The sequence below is a fragment of the Amycolatopsis sp. lyj-23 genome (assembly GCF_046549135.1).
In the GTDB taxonomy this organism is placed as follows: domain Bacteria; phylum Actinomycetota; class Actinomycetes; order Mycobacteriales; family Pseudonocardiaceae; genus Amycolatopsis.
The window spans coordinates 1-19,779 of record NZ_JAJPWN010000030.1; the positions used below are offsets into that span (position 1 = coordinate 1).

At 73.6% G+C, this 19,779-nt stretch carries 17 protein-coding genes; 7 read left to right on the forward strand and 10 right to left on the reverse strand.

Annotation, left to right across the window (positions count from 1 at the left end; translation table 11 throughout):
• Window positions 1-134 precede the first annotated feature (134 nt).
• Genes ACLJPY_RS47520 through metH form a run of 3 tightly spaced genes read right to left on the reverse strand, consistent with a single transcriptional unit; the run spans window position 135 to window position 5,879 of the window.
• Complete coding sequence (locus tag ACLJPY_RS47520; protein WP_410597603.1) at window positions 135-1,598, reverse strand: AlkA N-terminal domain-containing protein; 1,464 nt, start codon at window positions 1,596-1,598, stop codon at window positions 135-137.
• 59 nt (window positions 1,599-1,657) lie between these two features.
• Entirely contained in the window at window positions 1,658-2,320 is a 663-nt protein-coding gene (locus tag ACLJPY_RS47525) for an HAD family hydrolase (protein WP_410597604.1), read from the reverse strand.
• 13 nt (window positions 2,321-2,333) lie between these two features.
• Complete coding sequence (gene metH, locus ACLJPY_RS47530; protein ID WP_410597605.1) at window positions 2,334-5,879, reverse strand: methionine synthase; 3,546 nt, start codon at window positions 5,877-5,879, stop codon at window positions 2,334-2,336.
• A 38-nt stretch (window positions 5,880-5,917) separates the two neighbouring features.
• On the opposite strand from metH, the gene ACLJPY_RS47535 reads away from it, so the two are divergent.
• Window positions 5,918-6,820, forward strand: a complete 903-nt coding sequence (locus ACLJPY_RS47535; protein WP_410597606.1) for a PAC2 family protein — start codon at window positions 5,918-5,920, stop codon at window positions 6,818-6,820.
• Between the two features lie 4 nt (window positions 6,821-6,824).
• On the opposite strand, the gene ACLJPY_RS47540 is transcribed toward ACLJPY_RS47535, so the two are convergent.
• Window positions 6,825-7,727, reverse strand: a complete 903-nt coding sequence (locus ACLJPY_RS47540) for a phosphotriesterase (RefSeq protein WP_410597607.1) — start codon at window positions 7,725-7,727, stop codon at window positions 6,825-6,827.
• Window positions 7,728-7,765: 38 nt separating this feature from the next.
• On the opposite strand from ACLJPY_RS47540, the gene ACLJPY_RS47545 reads away from it, so the two are divergent.
• On the forward strand, window positions 7,766-8,311 hold the full coding sequence (locus ACLJPY_RS47545; protein ID WP_410597608.1) for a CGNR zinc finger domain-containing protein: 546 nt from the start codon (window positions 7,766-7,768) through the stop codon (window positions 8,309-8,311).
• Here ACLJPY_RS47545 and ACLJPY_RS47550 read toward each other — a convergent pair.
• Window positions 8,306-9,139 (reverse strand): metallophosphoesterase family protein, encoded by an 834-nt coding sequence (locus ACLJPY_RS47550; RefSeq protein WP_410597609.1) that lies wholly within the window; start codon window positions 9,137-9,139, stop codon window positions 8,306-8,308. The two genes, ACLJPY_RS47545 and ACLJPY_RS47550, sit on opposite strands and share 6 nt — an antisense overlap.
• Window positions 9,103-10,083: a helix-turn-helix domain-containing protein gene (locus ACLJPY_RS47555; protein ID WP_410597610.1), complete on the reverse strand. Its 981-nt coding sequence runs from the start codon at window positions 10,081-10,083 to the stop codon at window positions 9,103-9,105. The genes ACLJPY_RS47550 and ACLJPY_RS47555 overlap by 37 nt, the downstream gene beginning before the upstream one ends.
• A 148-nt stretch (window positions 10,084-10,231) precedes the next feature.
• Here ACLJPY_RS47555 and ACLJPY_RS47560 point away from each other — a divergent pair, with 148 nt between their 5' ends.
• On the forward strand, window positions 10,232-10,504 hold the full coding sequence (locus tag ACLJPY_RS47560) for a hypothetical protein (protein ID WP_410597611.1): 273 nt from the start codon (window positions 10,232-10,234) through the stop codon (window positions 10,502-10,504).
• On the forward strand, window positions 10,501-11,874 hold the full coding sequence (locus ACLJPY_RS47565; RefSeq protein ID WP_410597612.1) for a serine hydrolase domain-containing protein: 1,374 nt from the start codon (window positions 10,501-10,503) through the stop codon (window positions 11,872-11,874). Before ACLJPY_RS47560 ends, ACLJPY_RS47565 begins: the two co-directional genes overlap by 4 nt.
• Here ACLJPY_RS47565 and ACLJPY_RS47570 read toward each other — a convergent pair.
• Both ACLJPY_RS47570 and ACLJPY_RS47575 read right to left on the reverse strand, forming a co-directional pair.
• Window positions 11,778-13,016: an MFS transporter gene (locus tag ACLJPY_RS47570; RefSeq protein ID WP_410597613.1), complete on the reverse strand. Its 1,239-nt coding sequence runs from the start codon at window positions 13,014-13,016 to the stop codon at window positions 11,778-11,780. The two genes, ACLJPY_RS47565 and ACLJPY_RS47570, sit on opposite strands and share 97 nt — an antisense overlap.
• The gene (locus ACLJPY_RS47575; RefSeq protein WP_410597614.1) at window positions 13,013-13,600 is read right to left on the reverse strand and encodes an ArsR/SmtB family transcription factor; all 588 of its coding nucleotides are present in this window, start codon (window positions 13,598-13,600) and stop codon (window positions 13,013-13,015) included. Before ACLJPY_RS47575 ends, ACLJPY_RS47570 begins: the two co-directional genes overlap by 4 nt.
• A 146-nt stretch (window positions 13,601-13,746) precedes the next feature.
• Here ACLJPY_RS47575 and ACLJPY_RS47580 point away from each other — a divergent pair, with 146 nt between their 5' ends.
• Window positions 13,747-14,223 (forward strand): MarR family winged helix-turn-helix transcriptional regulator, encoded by a 477-nt coding sequence (locus ACLJPY_RS47580; protein ID WP_410597683.1) that lies wholly within the window; start codon window positions 13,747-13,749, stop codon window positions 14,221-14,223.
• Between the two features lie 157 nt (window positions 14,224-14,380).
• Window positions 14,381-16,012, forward strand: a complete 1,632-nt coding sequence (locus tag ACLJPY_RS47585) for an ABC-F family ATP-binding cassette domain-containing protein (protein ID WP_410597615.1) — start codon at window positions 14,381-14,383, stop codon at window positions 16,010-16,012.
• Between the two features lie 52 nt (window positions 16,013-16,064).
• On the opposite strand, the gene mshC is transcribed toward ACLJPY_RS47585, so the two are convergent.
• Both mshC and ACLJPY_RS47595 read right to left on the reverse strand, forming a co-directional pair.
• On the reverse strand, window positions 16,065-17,303 hold the full coding sequence (mshC, locus tag ACLJPY_RS47590) for a cysteine--1-D-myo-inosityl 2-amino-2-deoxy-alpha-D-glucopyranoside ligase (RefSeq protein ID WP_410597616.1): 1,239 nt from the start codon (window positions 17,301-17,303) through the stop codon (window positions 16,065-16,067).
• 24 nt (window positions 17,304-17,327) lie between these two features.
• The gene (locus ACLJPY_RS47595) at window positions 17,328-18,104 is read right to left on the reverse strand and encodes a MerR family transcriptional regulator (RefSeq protein WP_410597617.1); all 777 of its coding nucleotides are present in this window, start codon (window positions 18,102-18,104) and stop codon (window positions 17,328-17,330) included.
• A 53-nt stretch (window positions 18,105-18,157) separates the two neighbouring features.
• Here ACLJPY_RS47595 and ACLJPY_RS47600 point away from each other — a divergent pair, with 53 nt between their 5' ends.
• Window positions 18,158-19,417 (forward strand): amidohydrolase family protein, encoded by a 1,260-nt coding sequence (locus tag ACLJPY_RS47600; RefSeq protein WP_410597618.1) that lies wholly within the window; start codon window positions 18,158-18,160, stop codon window positions 19,415-19,417.
• Window positions 19,418-19,779 lie beyond the last annotated feature (362 nt).

The window sequence follows — 19,779 nt, forward strand, 5'->3', positions numbered from 1 at the left end:
GCGCTGATCGCCCTGGCCCGCCGCCTGGTCGACGTCATCTGGGCCCTGCTGCGCGACAGGCGCAAATTCCATCCCTCACCGCCGGTCACGGCCACGGCTGCTGCTTGACACGATCATTGAGACTCCTGGGGTGTTCACGCGGCGGGCATCCGGTTGACGGCGTGGTCACCGGTGGCCCACAGGTGCTGGGTGGCGTAGGCGCGCCACGGCCGCCACGCGGCGGACCGGGCGACGACGGCGGCCGGGCCGCCGAGGCCGAGCGTTTCGGCCGCGTACTTGATGCCGAGGTCCGTCGGGAGGAAGGCGTCCGGGTCGCCGAGGGCGCGCATCGCGATGCTTTCGACCGTCCACGGCCCGAAGCCGGGCAACGCCGTCAGCGCCGCCCGGGCCGCCTCCCAGTCGCTGCCCGCGCTGAGGTCCAGGCCGTCCGTCAAGGCCGCGACCAGGGCGAGCAGCGTGCGGCGGCGGCTGCGCGGCATGGCCAGGGTCTCGGGATCCAGGGAAGCGAGCGCCGACGGTGACGGGAAGAGGTGGGTCAGGCCGCCTTCGGGGTCGTCGACCGGTTCGCCGTGGGCGACGACGAGCCGGGCCGCGTGGGTCCGCGCCGCCGCCGTCGACACCTGCTGACCGAGCACGGCCCGCACGGCGAACTCGGCGCCGTCGACCGTGCGCGGGACCCGGCGGCCCGGCGCGGCGGCGACGAGCGGGGCGAGCAGCGGGTCGGTGGCGAGCTGGTCGTCGACGGCGACCGGGTCGGCGTCGAGGTCGAGCAGGCGGCGGCAGCGGCTGGTGGCGGCCGGCAGGTCACGGAGGTCGGCCAGGGTGAGCCGGCAGGCGATGTGGCTCTCCTCGGGCCGCAGCGCCACGACGCCGTGGCCGTGCGGCAGCCGCAGCGTCCGGCGGTAGGCGCCGTCCCGCCACTCCTCCACCCCCGGCACGCCGGTCGCGACGAGGTGCCCGAACAGGTTGTCCGGGCAGAGCGGCTTCCGGTACGGCAGCCGCAGGACGAGCGCGCCGGCGGCGCCGGTGGGCCGGCCCTTCGCGCGCTGCCGCAGTTCGGTCGGCGAGAGGGCGAACACCTCGCGGACGGTGTCGTTGAACGTCCGGATGCTGCCGAACCCGGCGGCCAGGGCCAGCTCGGTCATCGGCAGCGTGGTCGTCTCGATCAGGGTCCGCGCGGTCTGCGCGCGCTGGGCCCGCGCCAGGGCCAGCGGGCCGGCGCCGAGCTCGGCGAACACCTGCCGCTCGACCTGCCGGACGCTGTAGCCGAGGCGGGCGGCGAGACCGCGGACGCCTTCGGTGTCGACGACACCGTCGGCGATCAGCCGCATCGCCCGCGCCACGAGGTCGGCGCGCTCGTTCCACCGAGGCGAGCCGGGGCTGGCGTCGGGGCGGCAGCGCTTGCAGGCCCGGAACCCGGCCTGCTGGGCGGCCGCGGCACTCGGGTAGAAGCTCATGTTCTTCGGCTTGGGCGGGACCACCGGGCAGCTGGGCCGGCAGTAGATCTTCGTCGTCAGGACCGCGGTGTAGAACCACCCGTCGAACCGGGCGTCCTTCGCCTGCACGGCCCGCACGCACCGTTCGAAGTCTTCGTGCACGGGACCCAGCATCGCCGAGCGCGGCGGCGAGGGCTAGCGGAAAAACGACATGGGCGTGCTCAGCCGAGCAGGGCCGCCAGCGCCGGCACGTCGATGCCCACCAGGGAGTCGCGGAACACGCGCCGCTCCCCCGGCTCGACCTCGACGTCGTTCGGGATCACGAGCACCGTGCAGCCGGCCGCGACGGCGGACGCCGTGCCCGGCGGCGAGTCCTCGACCGCCACGCACCGCGCCGGGTCGACACCCAGGAGCTCGGCCGCCTTGAGGTACGGGCGCGGGTGCGGCTTGTTGAGGCCCTCGACTTCGTCGCCGCACACGGTGATGTCGAAGAAGTCGCGCCCGATCGTGTTCAGCGCCAGCTCGGTGAGGTCGCGCTCGGTCGAGGTGACCAACGCCGAGTGCAGGCCCGCTTCGCGCACCGCCGCCAACGCCTCACGCGCACCCGGACGCCACGGCAGTTCGTCGTTGAAGAGCCCGGCTGTGCGGCGGCGGATCTCCGCACCCGTCGAAGCGACCGCCTCCGGCGTCACCGGAAGGCCCACCACTTCCAGGAGGTACGCCGAGGTGTCGTCCATGTTGGACCCGACGAGCGTCATCCGCTGCTCTTCGGAAAGCCTGCCGCCCAGCCACTCCGTCGTCTCGTAGAGCGCGACGTCCCACAGCTTCTCGGAATCGACCAGCGTGCCGTCCATGTCCCAGAGCACGGCGTCGAGTCCGTCCACAGTGGAGTCTCCCTCAGGTGTTGAAGTACTTGGCTTCCGGGTGGTGGCAGACGATCGCGTCGGTCGACTGCTCGGGGTGCAGCTGGTACTCCTCGGACAACCGCACGCCGATCCGGCCCGGTTCGAGGAGGGCGACGATCTTCGCCCGGTCTTCGAGGTCGGGACAGGCGCCATAGCCCAGGGAGAACCGCGCTCCACGGTAGCCGAGCTTGAAAAAGTCCTCGACGTCGTCGGGGTCCTCTGAGGCGACCGCCACACCGCCGGGCAGGGTGAGCTCTGCCCGGATGCGGCAGTGCCAGTACTCGGCCAGCGCTTCGGTGAGCTGGACGCCGAGGCCGTGGACTTCGAGGTAGTCGCGGTAGGCGTCGGCGGCGAACAGCTCGTTCGCGTAGCCGGCGATGGGCTGTCCCATGGTGACGACGGTGAACGGCACGACGTCGACGTCGCCCGACTCGCGCGGCCGGTAGAAGTCGGCCAGGCAGAGCCGCCGGTCCCGGCGCTGCCGCGGGAACGTGAAGCGCACCCGCTCCGGCGCGTCCGGTTCGGGCTCGGTGAGCACGACCAGGTCGTCACCCTCGGCGACGCACGGGAAGTAGCCGTAGACGACGGCCGCGTGGGCCAGGACGCCGTCGGCGGTCAGCCGGTCGAGCCAGTACCGCAGCCGCGGCCGGCCTTCGGTTTCGACGAGCTCCTCGTACGTCGGCCCGGTGCCGCCGCGGGCACCTTTGAGGCCCCACTGCCCCATGAAGGTCGCCCGCTCGTCGAGCATCGCGGCGTAGTCGGCGAGCGCGACGCCCTTGACCACGCGCGACCCCCAGAACGGCGGGGTCGGCAGCGGGACGTCGGTGGCGACGTCCGAACGCGCGGGCAGCGGCCCTTCGGGAGCCTCGGCGCGGGCTTTGCGCGCCTCGGCGATCCGCAGCGAGCGTTCGCGGCGTTCCTTGCGCTCCTGGCGCTTCTTCTCCGCATCGGCGTCGACCAGCGGCGACTCGCCGCGCTTGGCGGCCATGATCGCGTCCATCAGCCGCAGGCCCTCGAACGCGTCGCGCGCGTAGCGGACGTCACCGAGGTACAGCTCGGTCAGGTCGTTCTCCACGTAGGACCGGGTCAGCGCGGCGCCGCCGAGCAGCACCGGCCAGCGCGCCCAGACGCCACGGGAGTTCATCTCCTGGAGGTTCTCCTCCATGATCACCGTGGACTTGACCAGGAGCCCGGACATCCCGATGGCGTCGGCGCCGTGCTCGCCGGCCGCGTCCAGGATGGCGGTGATCGGCTGCTTGATGCCGAGGTTGACCACCTCGTAGCCGTTGTTGGACAGGATGATGTCGACGAGGTTCTTGCCGATGTCGTGGACGTCGCCGCGGACGGTGGCCAGCACGATCCGGCCCTTGCCGGCGTCGTCGCCCTTCTCCAGGTGCGGTTCGAGGTGCGCGACGGCCGCCTTCATCACCTCGGCGGACTGGAGCACGAACGGCAGCTGCATCTGCCCGGAGCCGAACAGCTCGCCGACGGTCTTCATGCCCGACAGCAGCGTGTCGTTGATGATCTGCAGGGCGGGCCGCTGCTCCAGGGCCGCGTCGAGGTCGGCGGTGAGGCCGGCGCGCTCGCCGTCGACGATCCGGCGTTCGAGGCGTTCGAACAGCGGCAGCGCGGCCAGCTCCTCGGCGCGGGACGCCTTCGACGACGCCGTGCTGACGCCCTCGAACAGGGCCATCAGCTCCTGCAGCGGGTCGTAGCCTTCGCGGCGGCGGTCATGGACCAGGTCGAGGGCGACCGCGCGCTGGTCGTCCGGGATCCGGGCCATCGGCAGGATCTTCGACGCGTGCACGATCGCGGTGTCGAGCCCGGCCTGGACGCACTCGTGGAGGAACACCGAGTTGAGCACCTGCCGCGCGGCCGGGTTGAGACCGAAGGAGATGTTCGACAAGCCGAGCGTCGTCTGGACTTCGGGGTGGCGGCGTTTGATCTCGCGGATGGCCTCGATCGTCTCGATGCCGTCGCGGCGGGACTCCTCCTGGCCGGTGGCGATGGTGAAGGTGAGCGCGTCGACGATGACGTCGGAGGCGCGCAGGCCCCAGTTCCCGGTGATGTCCTCGATGAGCCGGGTGGCGATGTCGGCCTTCTTCTGCGCGGTCCGGGCCTGGCCTTCCTCGTCGATGGTCAGCGCGACGACGGCGGCGCCGTACTCGCTGACCAGGGCCATGACCTGGGCGAACCGGGACTCCGGGCCGTCGCCGTCCTCGTAGTTGACGGAGTTGACCGCGCAGCGGCCACCGAGGCGTTCCAGTCCGGCACGAAGGACGGCGACCTCGGTGGAGTCGAGCATGATCGGCAGCGTCGACGCGGTGGCCAGGCGCCCGGCGAGCTCGGCCATGTCGGCGGTGCCGTCGCGGCCGACGTAGTCGACGCACAGGTCCAGCAGGTGGGCGCCGTCGCGGGTCTGTTCGCGGGCGATCTCGACGCAGTCGTCCCAGCGGCCTTCGAGCATCGCGGTGCGGAACGCCTTCGAGCCGTTGGCGTTGGTGCGCTCGCCGATCATCAGCACGCTGGCGTCCTGCTTGAACGGCACCGCCTGGTAGAGCGAGGACACGCCGGGCTCGGGCCGCGGCCGCCGCGGCACCGGAGGCGTGTCGGCGACCGCGGCGGCGAGCTGCCGGACGTGCTCGCCGGTCGTGCCGCAGCAGCCGCCGACCAAGCCGACGCCGAACTCGCGGACGAACCCGGTCAGCGCCTCGACCAGGGCTTCCGGGCCGAGCGGGTACACCGCGCCGCCGGGCCCGAGCTCCGGCAGGCCGGCGTTGGGCATCACCGACAGCGGCACCCGGGCGTGCTTGGCCAGCTGCCGCAGGTGCTCGCTCATCTCGGCCGGGCCGGTGGCGCAGTTGAGCCCGATGACGTCGATGCCGAGCGGTTCCAGCGCGGCGAGCGCCGCGCCGACCTCGGTGCCGAGCAGCATGGTGCCCGTCGTTTCGATGGTGAGCGAAACGAGGACCGGGACCCGCCGGCCCTCCGCGGCCATCGCGCGCTTCGCCCCGATGACCGACGCTTTCGTCTGGAGGATGTCCTGGGTGGTTTCGACGAGCACCGCGTCGACGCCGCCGGCCAGCAGGCCGCGGACCTCTTCGCGGTAGGCGTCACGCAGCGTGGTGAAGGGGGCGTGGCCGAGCGTCGGGAGCTTGGTGCCGGGCCCGACCGAGCCGAGGACGAACCGGGGCCGGTCCGGCGTCGCGAACTCGTCGGCGGTCTCGCGGGCCAGCCGCGCGCCGGCCTCGGCGAGTTCGAAGATCCGGCCGGTGATGTCGTACTCGGCGAAGTTGGCGAAATTGGCCCCGAAAGTGTTGGTCTCGACGGCGTCCGCACCCGCCTCCAGGTACCCGCGGTGCACCGAGCGGACCACGTCCGGCCGGGTGACGTTGAGGATCTCGTTGCACCCCTCGAGACCGCCGAAGTCGTCCAGGCTCAGGTCGTGGGCCTGCAGGGCGGTGCCCATCGCCCCGTCGGCCACCAGGACCCGCGCGCGGAGGGCGGCCAGGAACGGCGACGACAGGCGGTCGGACATGCTGAACAGCGTAAGGGCGGTGGTCGTAGGCTGGTCCGGTGAGTGAGCCCGTCGACGAGACCCCGCGGCCGCCCGGCGGCCGCACCGAACCCACCCGGCCCGTGATGGTCGTCGCCTTCGAAGGCTGGAACGACGCGGGTGACGCGGCCAGCCGGGCGGTCGAGCACCTGCAGCTGAACTGGGACGCCACGCCGCTGGCCGAGCTGGAGCCCGACGACTACTACGACTTCCAGGTCAGCCGCCCGACCGTCCGGATGGTGGACGGCGTCACTCGCCGGGTGGACTGGCCGACCACGACGCTGTCGGTGTGCCGTCCGGCCGGGTTCGACCGCGACGTCGTCCTCGTGCAGGGCCCGGAGCCGAACATGCGCTGGCGGGCGTTCTGCGCGGAGCTGCTGGAGCACATCAAGCAGCTCGACGTCGCGACCGTCGTGACGCTGGGTGCGCTGCTGGCCGACACCGCCCACACCCGGCCGGTCCCGGTCACCGGAACGGCGTACGACAAGGACACCGCGTCGCTCTACGGGCTCGACCTGAACAACTACCAGGGCCCGACCGGCATCGTCGGGATCCTGCAGGACTACTGCGTGCAGGCGGGCATCCCGGCCGTCTCGATCTGGGCCGCCGTGCCGCACTACGTGTCGCACCCGCCGTCCCCGAAGGCGACCCTGGCACTGCTGCACAAGCTGGAGGACATCCTCGACGTCGAGATCCCGCTGGGTGCGCTGCCGGAGCAGTCCGAGGAGTGGCAGCGCACGGTCAGCGAGATGGCCGACGAGGACGAGGAGATCAGCGAGTACGTCCGCAGCCTCGAAGAGCGCGGCGACGCCCAGAGCGAGGTCGCCGAGCAGGACGTCAGCGGCGACAAGATCGCCGCTGAGTTCGAACGCTACCTGCGCCGCCGCGGCCGCGGCGGGCAGGAGGGCTTCGGCCTGCGCTGAGCGGCTACCGCAGCCAGCTGGTGGCGAACGCCCGCGCGGGGTTCGCCACCAGCATGGCGGTGACGGCGTCCTCGCCGAGGAGTTTCGCCAGCCGCGGTGCCAGGGTCGTGAGCAGGTAGGACGCGCCCGGCTGGCTCCGGGCAGCCGCCGTGGTCGTGTCGCCGCCGAGCAGGATGCGGTCGCCGTGCCCGGCCTCGACGAGGACTTCGAGACCGTCGAAGAGCCGGCCGTCGGTGGGGTGATTGGCCCGCGAAGGGCCGTCGAAGCCGAGGAACACGCCGGTCTCGGCGATCTTCCGCTGCAGCCGCGGGTCCGGGTTGCGGTTGAGGTGCCCCAGGATCACCCGTTCCGGTGAAACGTCGAGCCGCCCGCACAGCAGGTCGACCGTCTCCAGCGCCGCCGTGCCGAGTTCGAGGTGCACGGCGATCGGCGCGCCGGTCTCCCGGTGGGCGAGCGCGGCGGCGGTCATGGTCAGCCGGGCGTGGGCGTCGATCGTGTGGAAGGCACCGGCCACCTTGACCAGGCCGGCGCGCGGTGCGTCGGCCCCGGTCAGGTCTTCGACGAAGACGCCGGCCAGGTCGTCGACGACCCGGCTCAGGGCGGCGGGCGCGTAGTGCTCGGCGCGGTGCAGGCCGGTGGCGCCCACCAGGTGCACCCCGGTCTCCCGCGAGAGCCGGGCGAGGTCGGGCATCCGGCGGCCGAGCCCGTGTGGTGTCCACTGCACGAGGGCCGTGCCGCCGGCGGCCTGGAACCGCCGCAGTTCGGCCGCCGCGGCGGCCGGGTCGTCGAGTTCCTGGCCCGGGAGCAGCGCGGAGGCGAAGAAAAGGTGGTCGTGCGCGTTCGTCACGCCCAGTTCGGCCGGATCGATGTCGCCCAGCACCGTCCGGACCTCGGGTTCCCCAGTCACGATCGCAAGTGTAACGCCTCAGCCGTTACGATGGCGAGGTGTCCGAAGACTTCCGCCTCGACATGGGCGCACCCTGGCTGAACCTCGTGGCGACCCGCGGCCGCCATTTCGGGGCGCAGCCGGTCGAGCGCCTGCCGACCGCGGAGAAGCTGCGCGAGTGGCTGGCGCTCGCCGAACTGACCCCGCTCGCCCCGGTCACGGACGCCGACCTCGACCGGGCCCACGAACTCCGCGAGACGCTGCGGCCGCTGGCGCTGGGCGCGGTCGACGACCTCGCACCGTCGGCGGAACAGGTCCGGGCGCTGAACGAGCTGCTCGTTCCGGAGCCGGTGCACCTCGCGGCCCTCGATCGGCTGCACCGGAGTGCCCCGCCGAGCGCCGCGGCCGCCTTCGCCCGGCTGGCGCACCAGGCCGCGGACTGGCTCACCGGACCCCTGCGGCACGACCTGCGGGCGTGTCCCGAGCAGGACTGCCGGGGCGTGTTCGCCGATCCCGGCGGGCGGCGGCGCTGGTGCCCCTCGCCGGCCTGCGCGAGCCGCGGGCGGGTCCGCGCGCTCAGGGAGCGGCGGCGCGGGGGATCATGAGGGCCACAGGATGCGGCGCATCGGCACCGCTCCCCGCGCCCGCTTCCGCCATTCCCGCGGGTAGCCCAGCGAGACCTCCTCGAACCGCACCCCGTCGGCCTCCGTGCTGCGCGGGATGTGCAGGTGGCCGTAGACCGCGATCTCCGCGCGGTAGCGCAGGTGCCAGTCCTCGGTCTTCGTCGTGCCGCACCAGAGCGCGAACTCCGGCCAGTACAGCGGCGCCGTCGGGTGGCGGTGCAGCGGCCAGTGGGACATCAGAATCGTGGCGTGGTCCTGGGGGATCGCGTCGAGGCGCTCGGTGCTGAGTTTCAGCCGGTCCTCGCACCACGCCTGGCGGCTGGGGTACGGGTCCGGGTACAGGAAGTACTCGTCCGTGCAGACCACGCCGGCCTCGCGGGCCTGGCGCAGGGCCTCCTCCAGCGGCTTGCCCTCCGCCTCCGGCGTCCGCCAGCTGTAGTCGTAGAGCAGGAACAGCGGGGCGATCGTCAGCGGCCGCTCGCCGTGGCGCCAGACGGGGAACTCGTCCTCCGGCGTCAGCACGTCGATCTCGCGGCACTGCTCGACGAGGTACTCGTACCGGGCCTGGCCCCGCAGCTGGCACTCGTCGTTCTTCGTCGTCCACAGCTCGTGGTTGCCCGGCACCCAGACGACCTTCGCGAACCGGCTGCGCAGGGTCTTCAGCGTCCCGATGGTGGCCTCGGCCAGCTCGGCGACGTCGCCGGCGACGAGCAGCCAGTCTTCGGGGGTTTCCGGGACGACCGAGTCGAGGATCGGGCCGTTGCCCTCGTGGGTCACGTGGAGGTCGCTGGTGGCGAAGAGGTGCGGCACCCCTCCACCGTAACCACCGCGGGCGCCGAAGCCAGGCCGAACCCGCGGATCGCTTCGAGCTGGACCCGGCTCAGGCGGTCCTCTCTCGCGCTGACGGCGACCGTTCCGGCCCCGGCGTCCCGCACGGCGAGGGGGTCGGCGATCGCCGGGCGGCGCCGGAGCGCGTCGAGGGCGGCCGCCGTCCGCTCGGATGGCCAGCCGAGCGCCGTGGCCAGCTCGGCCGCGGTCAGCGGCCGGGCGGCGTGTACCAGCGCGGCGAGGACGGTCAGGGCGTCGTAGCCGACGGCCTCCGCCACGGTGCTGCCGCCCATCTGCTCGCTGAGCCGTCCGAAGAACCGGCCCATGTCCGCGAGCCGGGCGCCGGCGGGCGTGTCCGCCCCGAAGAGCTCGACGCCCCGCTGCGCGACCGCCGCGATCCGGCCGTGCGCGCCGGTATCGGCCTGCCACGCCCGCAGCCAGACGTCGTCGTCGATCGTGTAGCGCTCGCGGCGCCCGCCCGGGTCCGGCCGGCGCCCGAGGAGCTCCATGGCCTCCAGCGCGCCGACGGACTTGGACACCGACGCCGGGCTGACCTGCAGCGACCGCACCAGGTCGGCCGCGGTCAGGCCGTCGGCGCCGGCGGTCAGGAGACCGGCGAACACCCGGGCGGTCATCCGCGGCATGCCGGTCGCGGCCAGCAGGCCCGCGAACTCGTCGGCGAAGTCGCGCACGACATCGGCCGGCCGGCCGGGCCGCGGCGGCCGGCGCCGCCGGGCGCGGTGGACGGCGGCTTCCTGCGCGTGGCCGGGCCGGTACGCCCCCGACGCGCTGTTGCGCGCCACCTCGCGGCTGATCGTGGACGTCGGGCGGCCGAGCCGCCGGCCGATCTCGGCGTACCCGAGCCCGTCGGCGAGCCAGCCCGCGATGCGGCGGCGGTCCGCCAGGGTCAGCCTGCCGCCGGGCACCGGACCCCCTCCCCCGGTGCGTTCACCGGCAGCGCGGTGCAACGGCCCGTTGCGTTCGACCGCACACCGTTGCACCGATCTCGCTCGTCACCTGGCATTACCTGCCGAGTTTTGTTGGAGCACATGGAAAGCAACTTAGCTTTTCCGTATGAGGAAAGAACAGACGCACGTGCTCGCCATCTCCGCCGTCACCGACGAGAGCGGGTTCTGGAACGGCCTGAAGCAGGCCCACGGCCGGCTCCCCGCGGGTGCGGTGTGGAAGCTGGCGGTCGCCAGCAAGGACGGCACCAAGGCGGTGAACGTCATCGCGCACGACTCCGCCGACGGCGTCCGGGAGTTCTTCGAGACCCACGCCGGCGCCCACGCCACGACCGAGTACTTCGAAGCCGACGCGGCCAACGCGGTCGGGCTGGCCCGATGACGACCGAGGACCGGGTGGCGGCGCTGCTGGCCGAGTACGGCATCCCGGGCGCCGCGATCGGCGTGCTCCGCGACGGCCGGACCACCGAGTTCGCGGTCGGCGTCAAGAACGTCGGAACCGGCGGACCGGCGACCACGGACACCGTCTTCCAGATCGGTTCGATGACCAAGACGTGGACCGCGCTGGCCTTCCTGCAGCTGGTCGACGAGGGCAAGGCCGCGCTCGACGAGCCGGTGCGCACGTACCTGCCGGACTTCGCGGTGGCCGATCCGGAGACGACCGCGAAGGTCACCGCGCGGCACCTGCTGAACCACACGAACGGCATCGAAGAATCCTTCGGCGACCCCGGCGAAGGCGACGACGTCCACGAGCGGATGGTCGCGCACATCGCGGGCGCGCCGCAGGTCTTCCCGCTGGGCCGCACCCACGGCTACAGCGCCGCCCTCGGCTACGCCCTCCTGGCGCGGATCACGGAGGTCCTCGACGGCAAGTGCTGGGACGACGTCATGCGGGACCGGCTCTTCGTCCCCCTGGGCCTGACGAGCACGAACACCCGCCGCGACCGGGTCGACCGGACCCGCGCCGCCACCGGGCACCTCCTCCGGTCCCCCGCCGAGGGTCCGGTCGTCACGCCGATGGACTTCCTGCCGCGGGCCTTCGGCGCGGGCGGGGGCATCACGTCCACGGTCCGGGAGGTGCTCGTGCTGGCGCACGTCCTGCTCGACGACGGGACCGCGCCGGACGGCAGGCGGATCGTGTCGGCCGCGAGCGTCCGGGAGATGCAGCGGTCGCGGGTGCCGGTGCCGGATCCGTACCTGTTCGGGCCGGAGTGGGCGCTCGGCCTGATCGTCTGCGACTGGCACGGCGAGACCGTCTACGCGACCGACGGCAGCACGATCGGCCAGAACGCCCGCCTGCGAATCCTGCCGGACCGGAACACCGCCGTCGCCGTGCTGACCAACGGCGGCCCGCGGGAGAGCTTCGCGCGCCGGGTGTTCGGCGAACTCCTGGGGAACGTCCCGGGGCTGCCGGAGCCGGACCCGGCCCGGCAGCTCGACTTGCCGCGGTACGAAGGCGTGTACGAGCGGCCCGGCGCCCGGTACGAGGTGTCCGCCGAGGACGGGCGGTTGCACCTGACGCTGGACGTCGACCCGGTGCAGGCGGCGTTCCTCGGCAAGCCCGCCCGCCTGAAGTACGAGCTGCTCCCGGTGAGCCGGACGCACTTCCTCATGCCGTCGGCGGATCCGCTGGAAGACACCCAGACGGTCGCGATCTACGACTTCGCCGACGGGGCCGCCCGGTACCTCCACACGAACTGCCGGGTCCACCCCCGGCGCGGCAGCAGCACCAGCACCCCGGCGAGGACGTAGACGCCGGCCTGGACGTCCAGCAGCAGCGCGGGACCGGTCGTCGCCACCAGCGCGCCGGCCAGCAGCGCACCCGCCGTCGTCCAGCCGGCCACCGCGGCGAACGCCGTGCTCAGCACGCGTCCGGCCCGCTCGGGGGCGACCACGCTCTGGATCTCCGACAGCGTTCCGGCGCCGACGACCACTCCCGGGGCCCCGGCCAGGGCGAACAGCCCGACGTACACGCCCAGCGCGGTGGTGACCGGCGCCAGGTTCCAGATCACCGCGGAGAGCACGCCCAGCCCGAGGCAGCCCCAGCCGAGCAGCGCGACGGGCGCGATCCGCCGGGCCACGGTGGCGACGGCGAACCCGGCGGCCAGCCCGCCGAGGGCCTGCACCCCGCGCAGCAGGCCCGCGTCGGCTTCGCTGCCACCGAGCACGTCCAGCACGTAGACCACGAACAACACCAGGAACATGCCCTGGGCCACGGAGGTGAGCACCAAGGCGAGGCCGGTGCGCGCGAGCCGCCGGTTGCCGGTCAGCTCGCGCAGGCCGTCGAGCCAGGCCCGCACCACCGGTTCGCGCGCGGGCGCCGGCGCGGGGGCCGCGACCCGGCGGAACGGCTTGGCCAGCAGCGCCGCCGCGACCACCAGCACGGCCAGGTAGCCGGTGATGACGTCGATGAGCCCGCCGAAGCCCAGCAGCGCACCGCCCGCCCAGCCGCCGGCCAGCCGGGCGACGCTGCCGTTGACGCTCATCAGCCCGTTCGCGCCGGTCACCTCCTCGACGCCGACCAGTTCGGGGACCAGCGCGTTGCGCGCGGGCTCGAACACCGACGCCAGCGCCGCCTGGGCGGCCATCACCGCGTACACCACGGTGACGCCGGGTTCGGCCAGGAGCGGCAGCGCCACGACCGCCAGCCCGCAGCAGACGCCGAACAGCACCGCGCGGCGGTTCCACCGGTCGGCGACGACGCCGGCGACCGGGCTCAGCAGCACCGCGGGCAGCAGGCCGAGCACGATGCTCAGCGCCGTCGTCGCCGCGGAGCCGGTGCGCTGGAAGACGTAGACCGGCAACGCGACCTGCAGCATCCATTCGGCCGTTTCGCCGAAGAACGCGGCCACCCACAACCGCGCGAAGGCGGGTACCCCCAGCAGCTGCTTCATTCCTCCGCCTTCCCCGAGTGCTCGATGCGCGGGAACGCCCGCAGGCTCACGTGCACCGGGCGCGCGTTCGGCGGCGCGTCCGTGCGGATCGCCCCGACGTAGGGCCGGACCAGCGCGTCGATGGCCTCGCTCAGCCGGGTCAGCTCCTCCGGCGAGACGCGCAGCGTGTAGCTCGAGAGCCCGGACGCCGCCAGCCAGGCCGGGTCGAGGTCGTCGAGCGAGTCCAGGTACCGCTGGGTCAGTTCCTGCTCCTGGGCGAGGCTCGCGCCCACGACCCCCAGCTGGGCGGCCCGGCGGGCCGGGTCGTCGGCGAACTGCCCGATGTCCAGGCCGACCTGCCGGGCGCGCCACGGCCGTTCGCGCCCGTCCTCGCCCTCGGCCCGCTCGACCAGGCCGTACTGCGCGAGCTGCCGCAGGTGCCAGCTGCAGTTGGACGCCGTCGAGCCGACCGCCTCGGCGCATTCGCTCGCGGTGCGCGGGCCGACGGCGGTCAGGTGGTTCAGCAGCGCCGAGCGCAACGGGTGCGCCAAGGCGCGCAGCAGCTCGACGTCTTCGATCCGCTTGCGCGGCGGTAGCCCGGCCATCGGTCGTCCGATCTGAAAGAGACACTTCGAAAGTTCTCTTTCAGAGTTGATCCCGCCTGCGGGTTTGTCAACCGGAGCCGCTATCGTTCGCGGTGCAGTGACTGCACCGAGCAGTGACCGTGTCGTCACCGACCCTGGGATGGACGTTGCCCGACCAGCGCGAACTCGCCACCGCCGCCGCTCTCGCCCTCCCCCGCTTCGTGGGTTCGACCGCGCTCTTCCACGCGGCGGTCGCCGAGCGGATGGGCGTCACACCGACCGAGCTGCACTGCCTGCACCTGCTGCACGGCCGGGTCAGCGACTCGCCGTCCGAGCTGGCCCGGCTGCTCGGGATGAGCACGGGCGCGTTCACCCGGCTGCTCGACCGGATGGAGCGGCACCGGCTCGCCGAGCGGGCCCCCGATCCCGCGGACCGCCGCCGGCTCGTCGTCCGGCCGCTGCCCGACCGGATGGCCGAACTCGCCGAGCTGTACGCCCCGATGGCCCGGTTCGTCGGCGACCGCCTCGCCCGGTTCGACCGCCGCCAGCTCACGGCCCTGCTGGAGCTCCTCACCGACGGCACCGCGGCGGCCGAACGGGCGACGGCCGAGCTGCCGGATGTGACCCAGGCCATAACGGGTTGACTAACTCTACGGATGTTGCGTTAACCTGGTGCCACTATGAGGAACTGAACCGCGCCCGTCCCGCCTGAGGCGGCACGCGGTCGAGCCGATGCTCCCGCGTGCCACGACGCCCGGTGCGGGATACCCGCTTCCTTCCCCCCGGGCCCGGTGATCACCCATGTCTCTCGTTCTTCCCTTGCAGGCCAAGGACGTCGTCTACGGCTACGGCACCCGCGTCGTCCTCGACGGCGTCTCGCTGACCGCGTCGGCCGGGCAGCGGCTCGGCCTGGTCGGCGAGAACGGCACCGGCAAGTCCACCCTGCTGCGCCTGCTGGCCGGCCTCGAAGAGCCGCGGTCCGGCGAGGTGCGGCGCGGCCCGGACGTCGGGTTCCTGCTGCAGGAACTGCCGTTCGGCGCGGACGCGACTTTCGCCGACGTCCTCGACGACGCGCTCGCCGAGATCCGCACCGCCGCCGCCCGGCTGGACGAGCTGACCGCGGCCATGGCCGACCGGCCCGACGACCCGGCCGTGCTCGAGGAGTACGGCCGGGTCCTGGAGTGGGCCCAGGCCCACGACCTGTGGGACGCCGACCGCCGCGCCAACCTCGTCTGCGACGGGCTCGGCCTGGGCGGCGTCGAACCGGACCGGCGGCTCGGCACGCTGTCCGGCGGGCAGCGGTCGCGGCTCGGCCTGGCCGCCCTGCTGGTCCGGCAGCCGGAAACCCTGCTGCTGGACGAGCCGACCAACCACCTCGACGACCCGGCCATGGCGTTCCTCGAACGCCACCTGACCGAGCTGACCGGGATCGTGGTGCTCTCCTCGCACGACCGGGTGTTCCTCGACGCCGTCTGCACCGACATCGTCGACCTGGACCCGGCCGCGGCCGACCGGCAGGCCGGCGGCGCGGTGCGCTACGGCGGCAGCTACACCGACTACCTCGGGCACAAGAAGGCCGAGCGGGCGCGCTGGGAACAGCGGTACGCCGAGGAGCAGGAGGAGCTGAAGGAGCTGCGGGAGACCGTCGCGGTCACCGCGCGGAACGTCGCCTACGGCCGCGGCCCGCGCGACAACGACAAGTTCATCCACGCGTTCAAGGGCGCGCGCGTCCAGAAGACGATCTCGCGGCGGGTGCGCGACGCCGAGCAGCGGCTGGAAAACCTGGAACGCGACCAGGTGCGCAAACCGCCGGCACCGCTGCAGTTCGCGGCGGAGCTCACCGGGCGCGCGACCGGCGACGGCCCGGCCATCTCCGTGCGGTCGCTGGAGGTCCCGGGACGGCTGCGGCTACCCCGGCTCGACGTCGACGGCTCGGCCCGGCTGCTCGTCACCGGCGGCAACGGCGCCGGGAAGTCGACGCTGCTGTCGGTGCTGGCCGGCCGGCTGGCGCCGGCGGCCGGAACGGTCCACCGGGGCCACGGCGTGCGGGTCGGGCTGCTGGAGCAGGACGTCGTGTTCGCGTCGCCGGAGCGGACCGCCGCCCGCGCCTACCGGGACGCTCTCGGCGAGGACGCTCCCCCGCTGAGCCGGCTCGGCCTGCTGGCGTCGCGCGACCTGCGGCAGCCGGTGGGCGCGTTGTCGGTCGGGCAGCGGCGGCGGCTGGCGCTGGCGATCCTGCTCGCCGACCCGCCGGACGTGCTCCTGCTCGACGAGCCGACGAACCACATTTCGCTGACCCTGGCGGAAGAACTGTTCGCGGCACTGGAAACGGCCCCGGGCGCGGTGGTCATCGCGTCCCACGACCGGTGGCTGCGCCGCGACTGGCGAGGCGACCACCTGGAACTGGCCGACGGCCGTCCGGCCACCGCATAGCCCGTTATACACCTGGCGGGGCACTTTCACGTGAAAGTGCCCCTGCCGGGGGTCAGAGGGCGATGCCGAGGAGGGCGTCGACCGCGTCGCGGATCAGGCCCGGAGCCGTCGGGTCCGTGCCGTCGCGGCGCAGGGCCTCGGCCGCCCACGCGTCGAACGCGGCCAGGGCCTTGGGCGTGTCGAGGTCGTCGGACAGGTGGTCACGCACCCGCGTCACGGTATCCTCGGCCGACGGGCCGGTCGACAGCGAGACGGCTTTGCGCCAGCGGGCGAGCCGGGCTTCGGCGTCGGTGAGCAGCCGGGCCGTCCAGGGGCGGTCTTCGCGGTAGTGGCCGGCGAACAGGGCGAGCCGGATCGCGCCCGGGTCGACCCGGTCGGCGCGCAGCCGCGAGACGAACACGAGGTTGCCGCGCGACTTCGACATCTTCTCGCCGTCGAGGCCGATCATCCCGGCGTGCACGTAGTGGCGGGCGAACGGCCCGTCCTTGGCGACGGCTTCGGCGTGCGCCGCGCTGTATTCGTGGTGCGGGAAGATCAGGTCCGAGCCGCCGCCCTGCAGGTCGAACCCGAGGCCCAGCCGGTTGACCGCGATCGCGCTGCACTCGATGTGCCAGCCCGGGCGGCCGGCGCCGAGCTCGGACTCCCACGACGGCTCGCCCTCGCGGGCCACGCGCCACAGCAGCGCGTCCAGCGGGTGGCGCTTGCCGGCGCGGTCGGGGTCGCCGCCGCGTTCGGCGAAGAACTTCCGCATCGTCGGCTCGTCGTAGTTCGACTCGTAGCCGAACTTGCCGGTCGCCGTGTGGTCGAAGTAGACGTCGGGGAACTCCGGGTCGTCGGCGCGGTAGGCGCTGCCGTTGGCCACCAGCTTCGCGATGACCTCGACGATCTCCGGGATGCTCTCGACCGCGCCGACGAACTGCTTCGGCGGGATGACCCGCAGCGCGGTCATGTCCTCGCGGAACAGCGCTGTCTCGCGCATGCCCAGCACGACCCAGTCGTCCTTGTCACGCTCCGCGCGCTCCAGCAGCGGCTCGTCGATGTCCGTGACGTTCTGCACGTAGTGGACGTCGTGCCCGTTGTCCCGCCAGACGCGGTTCACCAGGTCGAAGGCGAGGTAGGTCGCGGCGTGCCCCAGGTGCGTCGCGTCGTACGGCGTGATGCCGCAGACGTACATCCGGGCGGTGGCGCCGGGCGCGGTCGGGCGGATCTGCCCGGTGGCCGTGTCGTGGAGCCGCAGCGGGCGGGGGGTGCCGGGGATGCGGGGCACGTCGACCGATGACCAAGTCTGCATACCCCGACTGTAATTGCCGTCCCGTCAGTCCTTCCCGAGCGGTGGGACGAGCCGGACGCGCGCGTAGGTTTCGATCGCCCGCGCGAGCCACGCGGGCAGCTGCGGATCGGCCTGCTCGGCCAGCGCCCGCTGCCGGGGATCGTCGAGGTAGAGCCCGCCCATCGCGGCGTAAGCGGCCGCGGTCGGCTGCCAGAACCGGCTGACCGACTCGTGGTGCTCTGCGACGGCGTCGAGCGCGGCGGGGTCCTCCGGCACCGCCCCGGAGCGCATGACGGCGGCCAGCCGCCGGAACAGCGCGGCGCTGCGGGCGGCGGCGTGCTCGTAGTCCGCGGCGGTGAGGCCCTCCTGGGCGGCCTGGGCGACGTCGAAGGCCGCCCCGGCGCCCTCGCCGAAGGTTTCGCGGTAGGTCTGCCGCATGGCGTCGCCGTCTTTGCGCAGGCCGGCGAAGAACCGCTCCGGGTCGCCGATCCGTGCGCGGCCGAGGTCGGCGATCGTCTCCTCGACGGTGGCGATGACCCGGTCGAGGCGGCGCCGCTCCTCCTCCAGCTGGGCCAGGTGCCCGCGCAGCGCGGCGGCCTCGTCGGCCTGTTCGCCCAGCACCGCCCCGATCTCGGCCAGGCCGAGCCCGAGGCGCCGCAGCAGCAGGATGCGCTGCAGGCGCAGCAGCTCGAACCGGCCGTACCAGCGGTAGCCGTTCGCCGCCACGGACGCCGGCGTGAGCAGGCCGATCGCGTCGTAGTGGCGGAGCATCCGGGCCGACACGCCGGACGCCTTCGCGACCTGGCTGATCGAGTACCGCATGCGTCCAGCTTAGAAGTTGACCTTCACACGGTGTCAACTTCTACCGTGGCGCGGTGACCACGACCATCACCCACGCCCGCGTCTTCGACGGCGAACGTCCGACCGGCCACACCGCCGTCCGCCTGGTGGACGGCCGGATCGACGCGGCCGGCGACGACACCCTGCTCCGCCCCGGCGACGAGCACGTCGACGCCCGCGGCGGCACCCTGCTGCCCGGGCTGATCGACGCCCACGTGCACCTGCTGCCCGGCGCGCCCCGCCAGGCGCTGACGTTCGGCGTCACGACGCTGCTCGACATGTTCAGCAAGCCGGACACCGTCCGCGAGGCCCTGGCAGCCGGGCCCGCCGGCGCCGACGTGCGCTCCTCCAGCGTCGGCGCCACGGCACCGGGCGGGCACCCGAGCCTGATGTACGCGCCTTTCCCGTACGTCACCGGTCCGCAGGACGCCGGGCGGTTCGTCGCCGACCGCCTCGCCGAAGGCGCGACGCACCTGAAGGTGCTGTACGACGACGGCAGCAGCGGCGGGCCGATGCCGCTGCCGTCGCTGGACGTGCCCACGATCGCCGCCCTGACCGAGGCCGCGCACGCGGCCGGCCTGCTGGTGGCCGCGCACGTGTCGACCGCCCGCGCGGCGGTGGACCTGCTCCCCACGGGGGTGGACGTACTGGCCCACATCCCCTTCGACGCCTTGTCCGGACCGCGGATCGAGGCGATCGCGGCGGCGGGTGTCGCAGTGATCTCGACCCTGTCGATCGCCGACGGCTTCCCCGGGAACTCCCTCCTGGCCGAACCCGCCCTGGCGGCCCGCCTGGGCCCGGCGTGGCGCGCGGTGCTCGAACGGCAGCAGCAGCGGTGGCTTCCGCCGCGGCTGCCGGACTTCGGGGCCGCGCGAGTCAACGCCCGGCTGCTGCACGAGGCCGGGGTGCCGGTGCTGGCCGGAACGGACGCGCCCAACCCGGGCACGGTGCCCGGCGCGAGCCTGCACCGGGAGCTGGGCCACCTGGTATCGGTGGGATTCTCACCGACGGCGGCGCTCACGGCGGCGACGGCTCGCACTGCCGACGTCTTCGGGCTGGCCGACCGCGGCCGGATCCGCCCGGGCCTGCGCGCGGACCTCGTCCTGGTCGTCGGTCGCCCCGACGAGGACATCGCGGCGACCCGGCAGGTCACGGCCGTGTGGAAGCAGGGGGTGCGGGCGGATTTGGCGGGGTACGTCGGTTCGGCCGACGAGCGGGCCGGGTTGGCGGCCTTGCGGGCCCAGACGGAGAAGGTGATCGCCGCCGTCCGCGACCGGCTGGGGATCGGGCTGTGACGCGGGGTGGGACGGTCCCGGGCGGGCGCGGGTTGCCGGGCGAGCGCCCCCTGAGGACGAGCGCGGGCCCTGCGCGAGCGCGGATGTCAAACGGGCGCCAGTGCCGACCGCGGCGGATGCCTCACGGCCGCAAGTCCCCGGCGGCCGCGGGCCCCGGGCGAGCGCAGTGCCGGACCGGCGCGGGCGCCCCGCGGGCCCAGGTCCCCGGCGGACGCGAGCCCCGGGCGGTACCCCGAACGGACGGGAGCGGACCCCGCGCGAGGGCAGTGCCGGAAGGGCACGGGCACCAACGCCGACCCGGCGCGGACGCCTCACGAGCGCAAGTCCCCAGCGGACGCGGCCCCGGGCAAGCGCAGTGCCGA

Excerpts from the sequence above, each read along its gene's own strand:
- ACLJPY_RS47585 (WP_410597615.1), top strand. The coding sequence starts at position 14,381 with ATGTCTCTCGTTCTTCCCTTGCAGGCCAAGGACGTCGTCTACGGCTAC.
- ACLJPY_RS47595 (WP_410597617.1), bottom strand. The coding sequence starts at position 18,104 with ATGCGGTACTCGATCAGCCAGGTCGCGAAGGCGTCCGGCGTGTCGGCC.
- ACLJPY_RS47570 (WP_410597613.1), bottom strand. The coding sequence starts at position 13,016 with ATGAAGCAGCTGCTGGGGGTACCCGCCTTCGCGCGGTTGTGGGTGGCC.
- ACLJPY_RS47560 (WP_410597611.1), top strand. The coding sequence starts at position 10,232 with ATGAGGAAAGAACAGACGCACGTGCTCGCCATCTCCGCCGTCACCGAC.
- ACLJPY_RS47565 (WP_410597612.1), top strand. The coding sequence starts at position 10,501 with ATGACGACCGAGGACCGGGTGGCGGCGCTGCTGGCCGAGTACGGCATC.
- mshC (WP_410597616.1), bottom strand. The coding sequence starts at position 17,303 with ATGCAGACTTGGTCATCGGTCGACGTGCCCCGCATCCCCGGCACCCCC.
- ACLJPY_RS47575 (WP_410597614.1), bottom strand. The coding sequence starts at position 13,600 with ATGGCCGGGCTACCGCCGCGCAAGCGGATCGAAGACGTCGAGCTGCTG.
- metH (WP_410597605.1), bottom strand. The coding sequence starts at position 5,879 with ATGTCCGACCGCCTGTCGTCGCCGTTCCTGGCCGCCCTCCGCGCGCGG.